General features: G+C 61.2%; 11 protein-coding genes. 5 read left to right on the top strand and 6 right to left on the bottom strand.

Going from position 1 to position 14027, the window contains the following annotated elements; translation table 11 throughout:
- Positions 1-332: 332 nt before the first annotated feature.
- The 3 genes from GVN17_RS06325 to GVN17_RS06315 all read right to left on the bottom strand — a co-directional run bounded on the left by GVN17_RS06325 (position 333) and on the right by GVN17_RS06315 (position 5550).
- Positions 333-1499, bottom strand: coding sequence for an LLM class flavin-dependent oxidoreductase (locus GVN17_RS06325; protein WP_166594385.1), 1167 nt, complete (start codon positions 1497-1499; stop codon positions 333-335).
- Positions 1500-1571: 72 nt separating this feature from the next.
- A complete protein-coding gene (locus GVN17_RS06320) occupies positions 1572-4106 on the bottom strand; it encodes a TonB-dependent siderophore receptor (protein ID WP_256665103.1) in 2535 nt (844 codons plus the stop codon).
- Positions 4107-4266: 160 nt separating this feature from the next.
- Entirely contained in the window at positions 4267-5550 is a 1284-nt protein-coding gene (locus GVN17_RS06315; RefSeq protein ID WP_371928490.1) for an acyl-CoA dehydrogenase family protein, read from the bottom strand.
- Between the two features lie 275 nt (positions 5551-5825).
- Here GVN17_RS06315 and GVN17_RS06310 point away from each other — a divergent pair, with 275 nt between their 5' ends.
- The 3 genes from GVN17_RS06310 to GVN17_RS06300 are packed head-to-tail and all read left to right on the top strand — an operon-like array spanning position 5826 to position 9299.
- Complete coding sequence (locus tag GVN17_RS06310) at positions 5826-6815, top strand: ABC transporter permease (protein ID WP_166594383.1); 990 nt, start codon at positions 5826-5828, stop codon at positions 6813-6815.
- Positions 6812-7663 (top strand): ABC transporter permease, encoded by an 852-nt coding sequence (locus GVN17_RS06305; RefSeq protein WP_166594382.1) that lies wholly within the window; start codon positions 6812-6814, stop codon positions 7661-7663. The genes GVN17_RS06310 and GVN17_RS06305 overlap by 4 nt, the downstream gene beginning before the upstream one ends.
- A gap of 40 nt (positions 7664-7703) precedes the next feature.
- A complete protein-coding gene (locus GVN17_RS06300) occupies positions 7704-9299 on the top strand; it encodes an ABC transporter substrate-binding protein (protein ID WP_166594381.1) in 1596 nt (531 codons plus the stop codon).
- 302 nt (positions 9300-9601) lie between these two features.
- On the opposite strand, the gene GVN17_RS06295 is transcribed toward GVN17_RS06300, so the two are convergent.
- The 3 genes from GVN17_RS06295 to GVN17_RS06285 all read right to left on the bottom strand — a co-directional run bounded on the left by GVN17_RS06295 (position 9602) and on the right by GVN17_RS06285 (position 11626).
- Positions 9602-10003, bottom strand: coding sequence for a biopolymer transporter ExbD (locus tag GVN17_RS06295; RefSeq protein ID WP_166594380.1), 402 nt, complete (start codon positions 10001-10003; stop codon positions 9602-9604).
- Between the two features lies 1 nt (position 10004).
- On the bottom strand, positions 10005-10727 hold the full coding sequence (locus tag GVN17_RS06290) for a MotA/TolQ/ExbB proton channel family protein (RefSeq protein ID WP_166594379.1): 723 nt from the start codon (positions 10725-10727) through the stop codon (positions 10005-10007).
- Between the two features lie 86 nt (positions 10728-10813).
- Entirely contained in the window at positions 10814-11626 is an 813-nt protein-coding gene (locus tag GVN17_RS06285) for an energy transducer TonB (RefSeq protein WP_166594378.1), read from the bottom strand.
- A 286-nt stretch (positions 11627-11912) separates the two neighbouring features.
- Between GVN17_RS06285 and GVN17_RS06280 the strand changes: the two genes are divergently transcribed.
- Positions 11913-12893 carry an aliphatic sulfonate ABC transporter substrate-binding protein gene (locus tag GVN17_RS06280; RefSeq protein WP_166594377.1) on the top strand — a complete coding sequence of 327 codons (981 nt, stop codon included), beginning with the start codon at positions 11913-11915 and terminating at the stop codon, positions 12891-12893.
- Between the two features lie 63 nt (positions 12894-12956).
- Positions 12957-13823 carry an ectoine/hydroxyectoine ABC transporter substrate-binding protein EhuB gene (gene ehuB / locus GVN17_RS06275; protein ID WP_166594376.1) on the top strand — a complete coding sequence of 289 codons (867 nt, stop codon included), beginning with the start codon at positions 12957-12959 and terminating at the stop codon, positions 13821-13823.
- Positions 13824-14027 lie beyond the last annotated feature (204 nt).

Below are 14027 nucleotides of genomic sequence, written 5' to 3'. Positions count from 1 at the left end.
GCGAGCAAGCTCACGCCTACAGAGAGGCCGATGTCTGTCCCGCAAAACAGCGCGCCGCCAAACCTGTAGGAGCGCGATTGCCCGCAATGAGGCCGGTACAGCCGACGCTAATTTCGGCGCCTGTCATGCCGTCTTCGTGAGCAAGCTCACGCCTACAGAAAGGCCGATGTCTGTCTCACAAAACAGCGCGCCGCCAAACCTGTAGGAGTGAGCTTGCTCGCGATGAAGCCGTTACAGCCCAAGCTAATTTCGGCGCCTGTCACGCCGTCTTCGCGAGCAAGCTCACTCCTACAGGTATTCCGCCGAATTCGGATGAAGTGCCGTGACGCGCGTTACACCCGCAACCCCGCCTCTTTCAACAACGGCAAAATCCGTTCGCCAAAATGTTTGAGGTCCACGGCAAAGTCGTGGAAGTTCAGTTGCACGCCATCGATTCCCGCCGCTTTCAACGCCACCAATTGCTCGACCACCTGCTCCGGTGTGCCGACGATTTCGATGTTGCCGCCCAGTCCCAGGCCAGTGTTGCGCGAGCCGTCTGCGCGACCGCGCCAGGCGTGGGCGTCGCTGGCGTAAGCTTTGTGGTTGCCGAACGCGCCGGGGACTTTGTTGCCGACGATTCCTTCCAGGTAGTCGCGGGTTTCTGCCTCGGTGTCGCGGCTGACGATGATCGGGTTGATGATGGTCCTGACCTCACGCCCGAACTGCCGCGCACGGGCCTTGATCTTCTGCACGTGGGCCGGGATGTCTTCCAGGGTTTCGCGAATGCCCGAGCCCGACGAATTGGTGATGAAAATCAGGTCCGACTGGCTGGTAGCAAAATCGATCCCCGCCTCCGACCCCGTGGCCGTGACCAGCACCGGGCGCCCGTACAGCGGCTTCGGCGTGATGTAACCGTCCTTGATCTTCCAGCCGTGCGCGCCTTCGTAGCTGAAATTCTCGGTGCTGCTCCACAGCGTGTTCAGTACGTCGAACAACTCACCCGCCAGTTGATAACGCTGGTCGTGCTCGATCTGTGGGCGGCCGAACATTTCATGCTCCACCGGACGGTGGCCAGTGACGATGTTGATGCCCCAGCGGCCCTTCGCGATGTGGTCCAGGGTCGCGCCGTATTTGGCGATGTGCAGCGGGTGCAACGGGCCGTACAACACGTGAATGGTCGAGACCAACAGGATGCTTTTGGTCACCGCCGCCATCGCACCGAGGGCAATGAACGAGTCCAGCGACGCCTCGCCGTCATACCCGCCTTTCGGCAACCACTGGGTCCGGCTGAACGCCAGTTCGAAGCCCAGCGCTTCGGCCTGCTGGACGATTTGCGTGTTGTAGTCGAACGTCCAGGTGTTGGACGTCGGGTGATTGGTCAGGCGAATGTCCTGCATGTTGAGGAACACGCCTAGCAGCAACGGCTGTTTGAGGGCCTGGCTGAGCGGGCTGTCGGGGTAATCGGTCGGCGCGGGAAAGGCCGAGCGTTCGAACGCCGGGTTGAGCTGTGCTTGAGCCATTTCGGTTTCCTTTTTCCAGGTGATTGAAAGGCCGGGCCACGGGACCGAATGCGGTCGCGAGGCCCTGTCGGGTTACCAGAAATAATCGAGTCGGGCGTAGTAGTAGCCGCCGTCCACCCCGTACGGGGAGTACCAGCTGTAGGCCGGGTTATCGACCGGGAACAGGTAGAACTGCTTGGCCTGTTGCGAGAGTTGCTCGGGCCGTTTGTTGAAGATGTTCAAGCCGTCCACCGACACCTTGAAGCTGTCGCTGATGTTGTAACCGACGTCCAGGTCGGTGATGAACGCGGGCTTGATCTTCTCGTCGCGGTTTTCGTTGTAGTAGCTCTTGCCGGTGACCGCCGAGTAGCGGGTTTCCTTGAGCGAGACCTCGAAATCGTCGATGTACCAGGTGTGTTGGAGCGCAGTCTTGTTCTTCGGAAACGCGGTTTCCAGGTTGCCCTGCTTGTCGCGCCCCAGAACCGACACACCGGTGCCCGCCAGAGAGTCCGGCTCGTTGATGCCGCGAATCTGCTGCAATTGCTGGGTGCTGGTCAGCGTCCACTTGCCACGGCCCCACGGGCCGTAATCGATGCGATAGTCGCCGACCAGGTCGATGCCTCGGGTGCGGGTGTCGGCCAGGTTGCCGTAATACGAAACGGCCTGATTGGTGCTCAACCCGGCCGCGTTCAACAGGGCAGCGACGTTCGGATCGTTCAGGCCACTGAGGGAGCTGGTCTGCAGGATGCGGTCCTTGATGTCGATCTGGTAGAAGTCCACCGACAGGTCGAGGTCTTTCGACGGCGTGGCGACGAAACCGATGCTGTAGTTCTGCGACTTCTCAGGCTTGAGTTTCTTCGACCCCAGGGCCGCTGCTGTCGCCGACCCCGGCACCGCGTAGTTGGTGACCTGCTGTTGCAACTGGCCGGTGATCGGGCTGACGCCCCAGGCCGAGGTGCTGGACGAGAAGTGCTGTTGTTGCAACGACGGCGCGCGGAAGCCGTTGTTCACCGTACCCCGTACCGCGAAGGTCGGCGTCAGTTGGTAGCGGGTGGACAGCTTGCCGCTGGTGGTGTCGCCCACGTCGCTGTAATGCTCGTAACGACCGGCCAGGCTCAGCTCCCATTTGTCGGTGACTTTCTGGGTGAAGTCGACGTAGCCAGCGGTGTTGCTGCGATCCCAGCTGCCCTCTGCCGCCGGACTGAACCCGCCCCACCCCGCCGAGCCGGAATTCGGACGCTTGCCCGCGTTCGGCGAGCCGACCGGGTACACGTAGCCGCCGTCGGCGTAAGACTGGAACTCGCCTTTGCGAATCTGATAACTGTCGACGCGGTATTCGATACCGCTCGCGACCCTGAGCGGGTCCTTGAACAGCCCGGTGTCAAAGGCACGGGTGATGTCGAGGTTGTTGGTCCACTGACTGAAGATCGCTTCGCCGTTGTCGAAGTCGGTCTTGCTCGCCGGGCCGAACGAAGCGTTGAGGGAATCATCGTTGTGCAGGTGCAGATCGTTACGACCCCAGCTGCTGGACAGGTCCCAATCCCAGCCCAACACGTCCTTGCCCTTGAGGCCGAACACGCTCTGCACGTCGTCTTCGACGGAGCGGAATTTGGGCTGGAAACCGTCCGGGTAGATTTCCGGTACGTTCTGCGCCGACACCGCCGTACGGAAGGTGCCGAAGCCGGTGGAGTCGCGGTGGCTGAAGGTCGAGAACGAGTAGAAGTCGAGGTCGTCGTTCAGCGGCAGGTCGAGGTTGTACGAGGTGTTGTAGGTCTGCACCCGAGGCTGACCCATGGTCTGCCGGTAGCGGCTTTCGCCGTACTCGCGAGGGTCATTGCCGGCGTAGATCTTGGTGCGATCCGGCACAGCGCCAGCAGCGTTGCTGGTTTCCTGAATCTTGATGTCGGCGCTGAGGTTGAAGAAGCCGTCGTTCGGCAATTCAAAACCCTGGTTGGCGGAGGTCTGGCCGGTGGCGCCGTAGAAACCCTTGTGCCCTTCCCGCTGGCCGTACTGCCCGTAAATCGCCGAAGCCTGGCCGCCGGATTTGTTGCTCTTCAGGATGATGTTGATCACCCCGGCGATGGCGTCCGACCCGTATTGGGCCGCCGCGCCGTCACGCAGGACTTCGATATGGTCCACCGCGCTGATCGGGATCAGGTCCAGGTCCACCGGCGACTGACCGTTGGAGGTGGCGGATGACTGGTGGAAGATTTGTGCGGTGTTGTGACGGCGCTTGCCGTTGACCAGCACCAACACGGCGTTACCGCCCAAGCCGCGCAGGGTCGCCGATTTGACGGCGATCCCGGTCGCGCCGGTGAAACCCGCGTCGTTGGTGTAGGACGGCACCTGCGCGGCCAAGGCATCGCGCAGGTTCTGCTTGCCGGAGCGCGCCAGGTCATCGGCGCTGATCACGTCGATGGGCGCCAGGCTTTGAGCGACCGTGCGTTTCTCGGCCCGCGAGCCGGTCACTACCACGGTTTCCAGTGCGTCCTCACCTTTACCCGATTGCGCGGAGTTTTTCGGAACGGTGTCATCGGCGAACACGGCCGCGCTGCCACACAGCGTCATCACGCCAATGGACACCATCAACGCGAGCGGTGAGCGTGGGTTATTGATACGAGCATTCATGGGACTACCTGCAAAAAATCAATTTATTGCTGGCGTGGTGGACGTTCCTGGCCATCTAACAAGGATTGTGAAAAAGCGGTACCTGGTGGGGTCTTGCGCGTGGAGGTTCTGATGAACTCTGATTGTGTAAGGGGGTGGACGAATCCCTGTCCTGCTGACACTAAAAGACCAAACCTTCCCGCAGGTGAGTGGTCGTTTCATTCACATAATAATCACCGACGACTCGGGCTTTGTGCAGCAGCGGGTTGTGATTCAATACGGTGCGTATATTGCGCCAGTGACGATCAAAGTTATATTTGCGCGACGTGGCCGACCCGCCGCCTACTTCAAAGATGATTTCAGCGGAACGCAACGCTAGTTTGGCGACCACGACTTGCATCTGTGCATTACTGATCGATCCGTTGATTAATTGCTGATCCAGTGTTGCTGTAGCAACAGCCACTGTTTCTGCCGACGCAAGTTGCACGTCGGCCACTGCAAACAACCCCAGTGAACTGTCGTTAAGTACACGGGCGGTATGAGCGATGAGTGCATCCACCGCATAGGCGTTGGCGGCGATTTCACCCACCACCTGTTGCACGAATTGATCGTCACGGGCGGTGTCTGCCGGGCTGTGCATGGCGGCGCGGGCCTGTTTGCGCACGTACGCCACGGCGTCTTCGCGAATGTTGCGCACCACCCCGGCTGCGCAGGCTGCCAAGTGCAATTGGCGCAGGCTGGAACAGTGACGGCCGACGTCGGCGTTGTGGCTGCGGGTCTTGATTTCGTTCGGGAAGACTTCGACGTTGTCCAGCAATACGCCGCCGCTGGCGGTCAGGCGCTGGCCCATGCCGTCCCAGTCGTCCAGTACGTTGATCCCGGCGCGGTCGGCGGGCAACAGCACGCTGATCAGTTTGCCACTGTCATCGGTGGCGGAAAACGAGAGGAGGTCCGCGTAGGCCGAGCCCGTGGCGTACCACTTCTTTCCGTCGAGACGGTAGTGATCGCCCACCCGGGTGAGCCGCGTGAGGATGGTGCCCAGCGGCGCGCCGACCTCAGTGTGGGCCCCGGCGAACAGCTTGCCGTCGAGGATTTTGGCGATGTAATCACGCTTTTCAGCCGTGTCCGGGCTGTGAATGACTGCTTCGCTGAAATTGAAATGCGAGCGCAGCGCGTGAGCGACGTTGGGGTCGGCACTGGCCAGGGTGGTGATGAATTCGATGTAGTCCTGCACGCTGCCGCCCGGCCCGCCGAGGTCGCGAGGCACCCGCAGCGCGCCGAGTCCGGCTTCACGAATCAGCGCGAAGGCGGCGAATGGCAGTTCACGCTCCAGGTCTCGACGGGAAGCGTCTTTGGCCACTTCTTCCACCAGCGCCGGAATCCGCCCCAGCAACCGGGACAGCGCATCAGCAGATGAAGGTTCATGCCGGACTTGACCCGATTCAATGGAATGATTGAGTGCCACACGTGCCTCATCTAAACAATTTAAAGTAAGTGCACTGCCTGCAGGGGCAGCCCTATAACGTAGTTCGCGATGGGGCATGTATCCAAACTGACATCGCTGACAGGTGGCCGACAGTAATGTTCCCTCTTTCCTGCGTCAATCATCGACATGGAAAGTACGTATATCGTTTTTATCTATGCTTAGAGTGTCTGTTTGCATAACGTTATGCCCCTTTCGTGCATTGACAAAGGTTATAAGCAAACCGTTAATAGCGCCGCACGAAATGGAATCCTTTAATGAAGATATGGCTGACCCTGAGCCGCGCACTTTGGCGCGCGCTGCTGCATACCTTGCCCACGATGTTGGGCATTCTTTTGATCAACTTTCTATTGTTGCAACTGGCTCCCGGCGACGCCGCCGATGTGATGGCGGGCGAATCCGGTTCGGCAACACAGGAAAGTCTCGCGGCATTACGCAGCCAGTTCGGTCTGGATCAGTCGATCCCGGTGCAGCTCTGGCATTACCTGAGCAATCTGGCGCACTTGAACCTGGGCTACTCGCCTCGTTACGGCGCAACCGTGCAGGCGTTGATCACTCAGCGCCTTGGCACCACGCTGACGTTGATGCTGTTGGCGCTGTTCTTTTCCCTGCTGCTGGGCGTGGCCCTCGGCATGCTCATGGCCCGGTGGCAAGGGCGCTGGCCGGATCGCGTGCTGTCGGTGTGCTCGCAATTCTTCTATTCGGTGCCGGGATTCTGGATCGGCCTGATGCTGATCGTGGTGTTCTCGGTCAAGCTCGGCTGGCTGCCAACGGGCGGCGCAGGCACCATCGGCGCCGACCTGCACGGCTGGGCGGCTGTCGGCGACACCCTGCGTTTCATGGCGTTGCCTGCCAGTTCGCTGGCGTTGATCTACATCGCCATCTACGCCCGGCTGACCCGCGCCTCGATGCTCGAAGCCGGCGCCCAGGATTACGTGCGCACGGCGCAAGCCAAAGGCCTGTCGCCGTGGGTGATCACCTTCAAACACGTGCTGCGCAATGCCCTGCTGCCGATCACCACCATGGCCGGCCTGCACTTCGGCGGCATGCTCGGCGGTGCCGTGGTCATCGAAACGGTGTTCAGCCTGCCGGGGCTGGGGCGCCTGGCCTATGACGCAGTGATGGCCCGGGATTACAACGTGCTGCTGGGCATTCTGCTGATGTCCTCGCTGCTGGTGATCATCACCAACGTGCTGGTGGACCTGCTGCAAACCTGGCTTGACCCACGCATTCGGAGTCACCGATGAGCGCCCGCCGCAGCCTTGGGCTGCGCCGCTTTCTGCGCAATCCCACCGCATTGGCCGGTCTGGCCTTTCTGATGGTGATCACCCTGCTGGCGGTGTTCGCGCCGCTGATTTATCCCGGCGACCCGCTGGGCATGGAAGCCGACGCCTTGCTCTGGCCGGGGCAGGATTGGCATTACCCGTTGGGCACCGATGCGCTGGGGCGCGACGTCATGGCCGGGGTGGTCCATGGCGGGCGGGTGTCGTTACAAGTGGGCACCCTGGCCAGCCTGTTCGGCGTGCTGCTGGGCCTGAGCATTGGCGCGGTGGCCGGGTACTTCGGCGGCAAGCTGGATTACGGCCTGCAACGGCTGATCGAGATTTTCCAGACCATGCCCAGTTTCGTCCTGCTCGTCGCGCTGGTGGCCATCGCGCAGCCCTCAGTGCCGACGCTGATCTTCGCCATCGGGGTCATTTCCTGGCCCACCGTCGCCCGATTGGTGCGCGCCGAAGTGCGCTCGATTCGGGAGCGCGAATACATCCTCGCCGCCCGCAGCGTGGGTTACAGCCACCTGCGCATTATTGCGCTGGAAGTGCTGCCCAATATCTTGCCCACGCTGATCGTCACCACGTCGATCATGGTCGCCTCGGCGGTGCTGATGGAATCGGCGCTGTCGTTCATGGGCCTGGGCGATCCGAATCAGGTGAGTTGGGGCAGCATGATCGGCAGTGGCCGGGAGCAGATCCGCACCGCGTGGTACCTCACGGCGATTCCCGGTCTGGCGATCTTCCTGACCGTCCTGGCTTTCAACCTGATAGGCGACGGCCTCACCGACGCCTTCAACCCTTCCCGCGACCGGGCGTCCGAATGAGTCCGTCGCTGTCCTTCGTGCCCTTCTACGGAAACCCACCATGAGCCTGACTCGACGCCAGTTGCTGGTTTACGCCGGTGCCACCGCCACCCTCCTACAACTCACACCCCGCTTCTCCTTCGCCGATGAACCGCCCGTGCGCGGCGGCACCCTGAGAATGCACATCGCCATCGAGCCGCCGATTCTGGTCAACCTGACCCACACCGCAGGCGCCACCGTGTACATCGCGGGCAAGGTCACCGAAGGTTTGTTGACGTACGACCTGGACCTGAACCCGAAACCGCAGCTGGCCACGGCCTGGACGGCGAGCGACGACGGCCTCGAATACACCTTTACCCTGCGTCAGGGCGTGAAATGGCACGACGGCCAGGACTTCACCGCCGATGACGTGGTGTTCTCCCTGCAAACCCTCATGGCGTCGAATCCGCGAGGCCGTGCGACCTTCGCCAACGTCGCCAGCGTCACGGCGATCAACCCGCATCTGGTACAGCTCAAACTCAGCAAACCTGCGCCGTACTTGCTCAAGGCCCTGGCCGCCTGTGAATCGCCCATCGTGGCGAAACACGTGTACGGCGACGCCCGCCCGGAGACCCACGCCAATGCCACCGCGCCCATCGGCACCGGGCCGTTCGTGTTCAAGGAGTGGGTGCGCGGCAGCCATGTGATCCTCGAACGCAACCCGAATTACTGGGACGCGCCGAAGCCGTATCTGGACCGGGTGATCGTGCGTTTCATCGCGGACTCGGCGGCGACGGTGGCCGCGCTGGAAGCGGGGGAAATCGACATCTCCACCGGCGGCGTGCCCCTCAGCGACATCGAGCGGATCAAGACCAATCCGCGCCTGAGCGTCGATGATCGCGGCGAGCCCTACGTCAACAGCATCACCCGGATCGAGTTCAACTTCGACAACCCGTACTTGCAGAAACACGAGGTGCGCACGGCCATCGCCCACGCGATCAACCTGGACTTCATCCGCAAGACCATCTTCCTCGGCTACGGCAAACCGCTGTACGGGCCGATCAGCCCGGACATGAAAAACTTCTACAGCCCGGACCTGCCCCGCTACGCCTTCGACGTGGCCAAGGCCAACGAATTGCTGGACCAGGCCGGATTGCCGAAAGACAGCAGCGGCGTGCGCTTCAAGCTGACGCTGGACCCATTGCCGGGCCCTGAAACCTACCGGCGCACGGCGGACTACATCAAACAGGCGCTGGCGAAAGTCGGCATCCAGGTGACCCTGCGTTCCCAGGATTTCGCGACCTACGTGAAGCGGGTGTACACGGATCGGGATTTCGATTTCACGCTGAACGGCATGAGCAACCTGTTCGACCCGACCGTGGGCGTGCAACGGTTGTATTGGTCGAAGAATTTCAAGCCAGGGGTGCCGTTTTCCAATGGCGCGCATTACAGCAACCCGAAGGTCGACCAGTTGCTGGAAGCGGCCGCGATAGAGACAGACGTGCAGAAGCGCTTCGGGTTGTTTGCGAAGTTCCAGAAGGTTGTCGTCGAAGACTTGCCGGATCTGGGCGTCATGACCTTGGCCAACCCGGTGGTCTACGACAAACGCGTGACCGATTTCTTCGTCGGCGCCGAGGGGTTGGGCGGGAACGGGGCGCAGATTTACCTCAAAGGTTGAGTGAAATCGCTCCCACTGGAATTCGAGTCGCCACGCCATGTTTCGTGTGGCACGGGCTGAACTGGGGGAGCGAATTTATTCTGGGCGGCATTCCGACGAAGGTGTTTCAGGCGAAAGAGATGCAGCGGCTGTACTGACCTCTCGCGAATGAATTCGCTCCTACAGGGGGGCCGCGCTGCCGCACTGTTCGTCGCTTGGCGCGGACTCAGCTGTAGGAACGGTCCATAAAAAAACAGGTTGCCCTCCGCCTGAGAAGCAACCTGTAAAAGCCTGAAGCATTCATGCGCTGACAGCGCTGGCGATCACTTGGCCGTGATCACCGACAACTTGGTAATCCCCGCCTTTTCAATCGACGCCATCGCCCGAGCCACCTCGCCATAATTCACACCGTTGTCCGCCTGTAATTGCACCCGCACATCGGCATTTTTGTCCTTGGCCGAACGCAGGTTGGTCTCCAGCAGATCCGGCTGAATCTCGTCCTTGTTGATGAACAATTTGCCCTTGTCATCGATGCTCACCACCAGCGGGTCTTTCTGTTCCACCGGGGCAACGGCTTCGGTCTTGGGCAGGTTGATCGGGATGGAGTTGGTCAGCAGCGGCGCGGTGACGATGAACACCACCAGCAGCACCAGCATCACGTCCACCAACGGCGTGACGTTGATTTCACTCAGCACTTCATCGCTGTCTTGTGTGGAGAAAGCCATCTCAGGACGCCTCCTTCACTTTCTGGCCCGCACCGGTGGCGCCGGATTTCAGTACCGGGTGCAGCAGCACGCGGAACGCATTTTTCTGCGCCAGGCTGTAGAAGTCGTGGGCAAAGTCATCAAGGTCCGCAGCGGTCAGTTTCAGACGACGCAGGTAATAGTTGTAAACCAGCACCGCTGGTACCGCGACAGCGATCCCGACGCCGGTCGCCACCAACGCCGCACCAATCGGGCCAGCCACGGTTTCCAGGCTCGCCGAGCCCGCCGCGCTGATGCCCTTGAGCGCCGACATGATCCCCCAGACGGTCCCGAACAGGCCGATGAAGGGCGACGTGCTGCCGATGCTGGCGAGGATGGCCAGACCGGTTTCCAGCGAACGACGCTCACGGACGATCTGCTGGCGCAGCGCGCGCTCAAGGCGATCCTGATGGTTGATGGCCTGGCTCAAATCGGCGGCCTGCCCGCCTTCTGGTACCTGAATCGCGGCATAGCCCGCCAACGCGACGCGGGCCGCAGCACCGGGTTGGGTCTGGGCCAGTTCAGCGGCGGAATCCAGGCTCGACGCGGCCCAGAATTGCTTGTGGAATTTCTTGTCCTGCCCCTTGAGGCGAGCGAACTGCACACCTTTCAGCAGGGCCAGGCCCCACGTGGCGACGGAGAAGATAATCAGCAGCCAGATGACCGCGTGTTCAATGGAATCGAAGGGGGAAGCGATGAGGTTCATGTGAGGCTCTCCAACAAGGCAAGGGATCGTTGTAGCGATGCGCCTTTTGTCAGGTGGCCCGCGGTGTCACGAATGGGGGTTGAACGTTATTTGATCTTGAAATCGATGGGCACGCTGACCCAGCCGTCAATCGGGTCATTGCCCTGTTTGGCCGGGACGAAACTCCAGCGTTTCACCGCCGCTTGCGCGGCGTCGTCGAGCTGCTCATGCCCGCTGCTTTTCTGGACCTGGATTTCGCTCGGCTTACCGGAGCCCAGCACATGCACACGCAGCAACACGGTGCCTTCCCAGTTACGCCGCATCGCCAGCGCCGGGTATTCCGGGGCCGGGTTATGCAGGTAGCCGGCGCTCGCGGAGGCCGGGGTGATGGGCGCCGGGGCGGGTGGAGCCGGCGGTGCAGGCGCCGCAACCGGTTGTGGCGGTGCGGGGGGTGCGGGCGGTTGCTCGACGGGTTTGGCCACCGGTTTAGGCACGGGCTTCACCACAGGTTTTGGCTTGGGAATCGGCTTGGGCGGCGGTTTCACGGCCAGTTCGTCTTCCACCGGAGGCGGCGGTTCGACCACGGGTTGAGGAATCGGCTCGGGCGGTGGTGGCGGTGTTTCGACCACAGGCGGCGCGGGCTGGGAAAACTCGATGGTCATCGGCGGAATTTCTGGCGGCACCACCGGCAAGGCTTGCGTCGGGGTGCTGTTGACCCAGTAGATCACCGCGCCGTGCAAGACCAGCGCGAACGCACCGAGCAGCACCGCCTCTCGCCGACTCAGAATGCGCCGGGGCGTGGTGTGCAGCCGCGACAGCGCCAACGGTCCTCGATAGACCCGGCCCAGGTCGAGCAGCTCGCCGCCCGGCGCCTGACGCCAGAGCACGTCCAGTGCATTGGCGGTTTGGGCATTACTCATGTGTCACTCCTGCATGTCCACTTAAGGATGACAACGGCGTTCCAGAGCGTCTGACCTGCCGCAGTCACCTTCCGAATAATCCATGATTCGTTTTATCTCTTAAAAGAATATTTAGGTCGAAGACGCTTTGAATCAGGCATAAGCGATGCCCTGTCGCCGCGCTGAAATTGCTGAATAAGCTAATAGCCAGAAGGTATTTAAAGATTATTTCTTAGAACCCTATGATTCGGGGCTTGGCGTTCGCCACCGTTTACGTCGACCCACATACTTCGAGCACGAATCCATCATGCCCAGCCCTTCCGACACCCGCCGTACCTCGTTTCGCCGTCCGCTGTTCGCGGGGCTGAGTCTCGCCCTCGCCCTTGCGTTCGTTTTGCCGTCAAGCGCTCAGGCACGGGAGACGGTGCGCATCGGTTATCAGAAATCGTCGACGCTGATCACCTTGCTCAAGGCCCAGGGGACTTTGGAAAAAGCGCTGGGCAACGACAATATCGACGTCAGCTGGCACGAGTTCCCGAGCGGGTTGCCACTGCTGGAAGCCTTGAACATCGGCAACGTCGACATCAGCGCGGATGTCGCCGACACCGTGCCCATTTTCGCCCAGGCCGCTCAGGCCAAACTCACCTATTTCGCTGAAGAGTCGGCCTCCCCCCGTGCGCAGGCCATCGTCGTCTCCAAGGATTCGCCGATCCAGCAACTGGCCGACCTGAAAGGCAAGAAAGTCGCCGTGACCAAAGCGGCGGGCACCCATTACCTGTTGATCGCGGCGCTGAACAAGGCAGGCCTGACCTTCTCCGACATTCAGCCCGCCTACCTCACACCGGCTGACGGTCGAGCGGCGTTCGAGAACGGCAAGGTCGATGCGTGGGTCACGTGGGAACCCTTCCTGACCAGCGTTCAGCGCCAGTTGCCGACCCGCACCTTGACTGACGGCACCGGCCTGGCGAGCTACAAACGCTATTACCTGACCAGCACCGCGTACGCGGGCGCGCATCCGGAGGTGCTGAAGTTGGTGTATCAGCAGCTGCAGGAAGCGGGCAGCTGGATCAAGAAGAACCCTAAAGATGCCGCGAAAGTGCTGGGTCCGCTGTGGGGCAATCTGGACGTGGAAACCGTGGAATCTGCCAACGCCCATCGCAGCTATCAGGTCGAGCCGGTGAAGGCTGATCAGTTGGGCGAACAGCAGAAAATTGCCGACGCCTTTTTAGCCGCGGGCTTGTTGCCGAAAGCCGTGGATGCCAAGGACGTGGGCATCTGGGCGCCCTGATTCGTCGCCACTGGCTCAATCTCACGCAACCGATTTTCGTTCACTTCCTATCGAGCACTGTTCATGAAAGGCCTGAAATCGCTGTCTGCTGCAATCGGCTCCGCCGTGCTGTTCAACGCACTGTTCGCCTCCTCCGCATTTGCCGGTCTGCTGGAAAAAGGCCGCACCCAAGGCCTGACCGCTGGGATCGCCAACGAGCAACCTTACGCCTACATCGACACCACCGGCAAGACCGTCGGCGCCAACGTCGAGATTCTGCAAGCCATTCTCGGGCAACTGGGCATCAGCAAAATCGAAACCCCCATCACAGAATTCGGTTCGCTGGTGCCGGGACTGGCCGCAGGACGTTTTGATCTGATCGGCGCGGGCCTGTTTATCAATCCGGCGCGCTGCAAGGTGATCGGCTATTCCAACCCGGTGACCCGCTCGGGCGGCGCGTTCATCGTCAAGGCCGGCAACCCGCTGAAGCTCCACAGCCTTAAGGATGTGGCCGCCAACGGAAAAGCGCGACTGGCCACACAGCCGGGCAGCAACCAGGTGCAGGAAGCCAAGGACAGCGGTATCGCCACCAGCAATGTCGTGCTGCTGGACAAGGACACCGACGCCCTCGCCGCGCTGCAAGCCGGTCGCGTGGACGTGGTGTATTTCCCGGACGCGGAGATCATCAACCTGGTCAAGAAAGCCAACGACCCGGGCATCGAGCGCGCCCTGCCGTTCGACCAGATCCCCGACGCGGAAGGCAAACCGACCTGGAATTACCACGCTTACGGTTTGCCGAAAAACGACCCGGCGTTTACCCAGGCCTTCAACGGGGAACTGGCGAAACTGCGGGCGTCGGGTGAATTGCTGAAGATATTGCAGAAGTACGGCTACACCGAAAATGAACTGGCTCCGGCAGATGTTACGGCCGAGCAGCGGTGTAATCGTTGAGGCTTCGTCTTGCGGGGGCTCAACTGTAGGAGCGAATTCAGTGTCGCCACGCAATGTTTCGTCTGACGCGGACTGAATCTGTAGGAGCGAATTCATTCGCGAGCGGTGTGTCAGGCGCTAGAGATGCGTCGGTTATACCGGCCTCTTCGCGAATAAATTCGCTCCCACAGGGACTCCGCGTCGCCGCAATGTTTCGTCTGACGC

The sequence above is a fragment of the Pseudomonas sp. SLFW genome, from assembly GCF_009905615.1.
Lineage (GTDB): Bacteria > Pseudomonadota > Gammaproteobacteria > Pseudomonadales > Pseudomonadaceae > Aquipseudomonas > Aquipseudomonas bambusae.
Note: the sequence above shows the minus strand (reverse complement) of the source record. Positions and strands in the feature narration are given on the sequence as shown.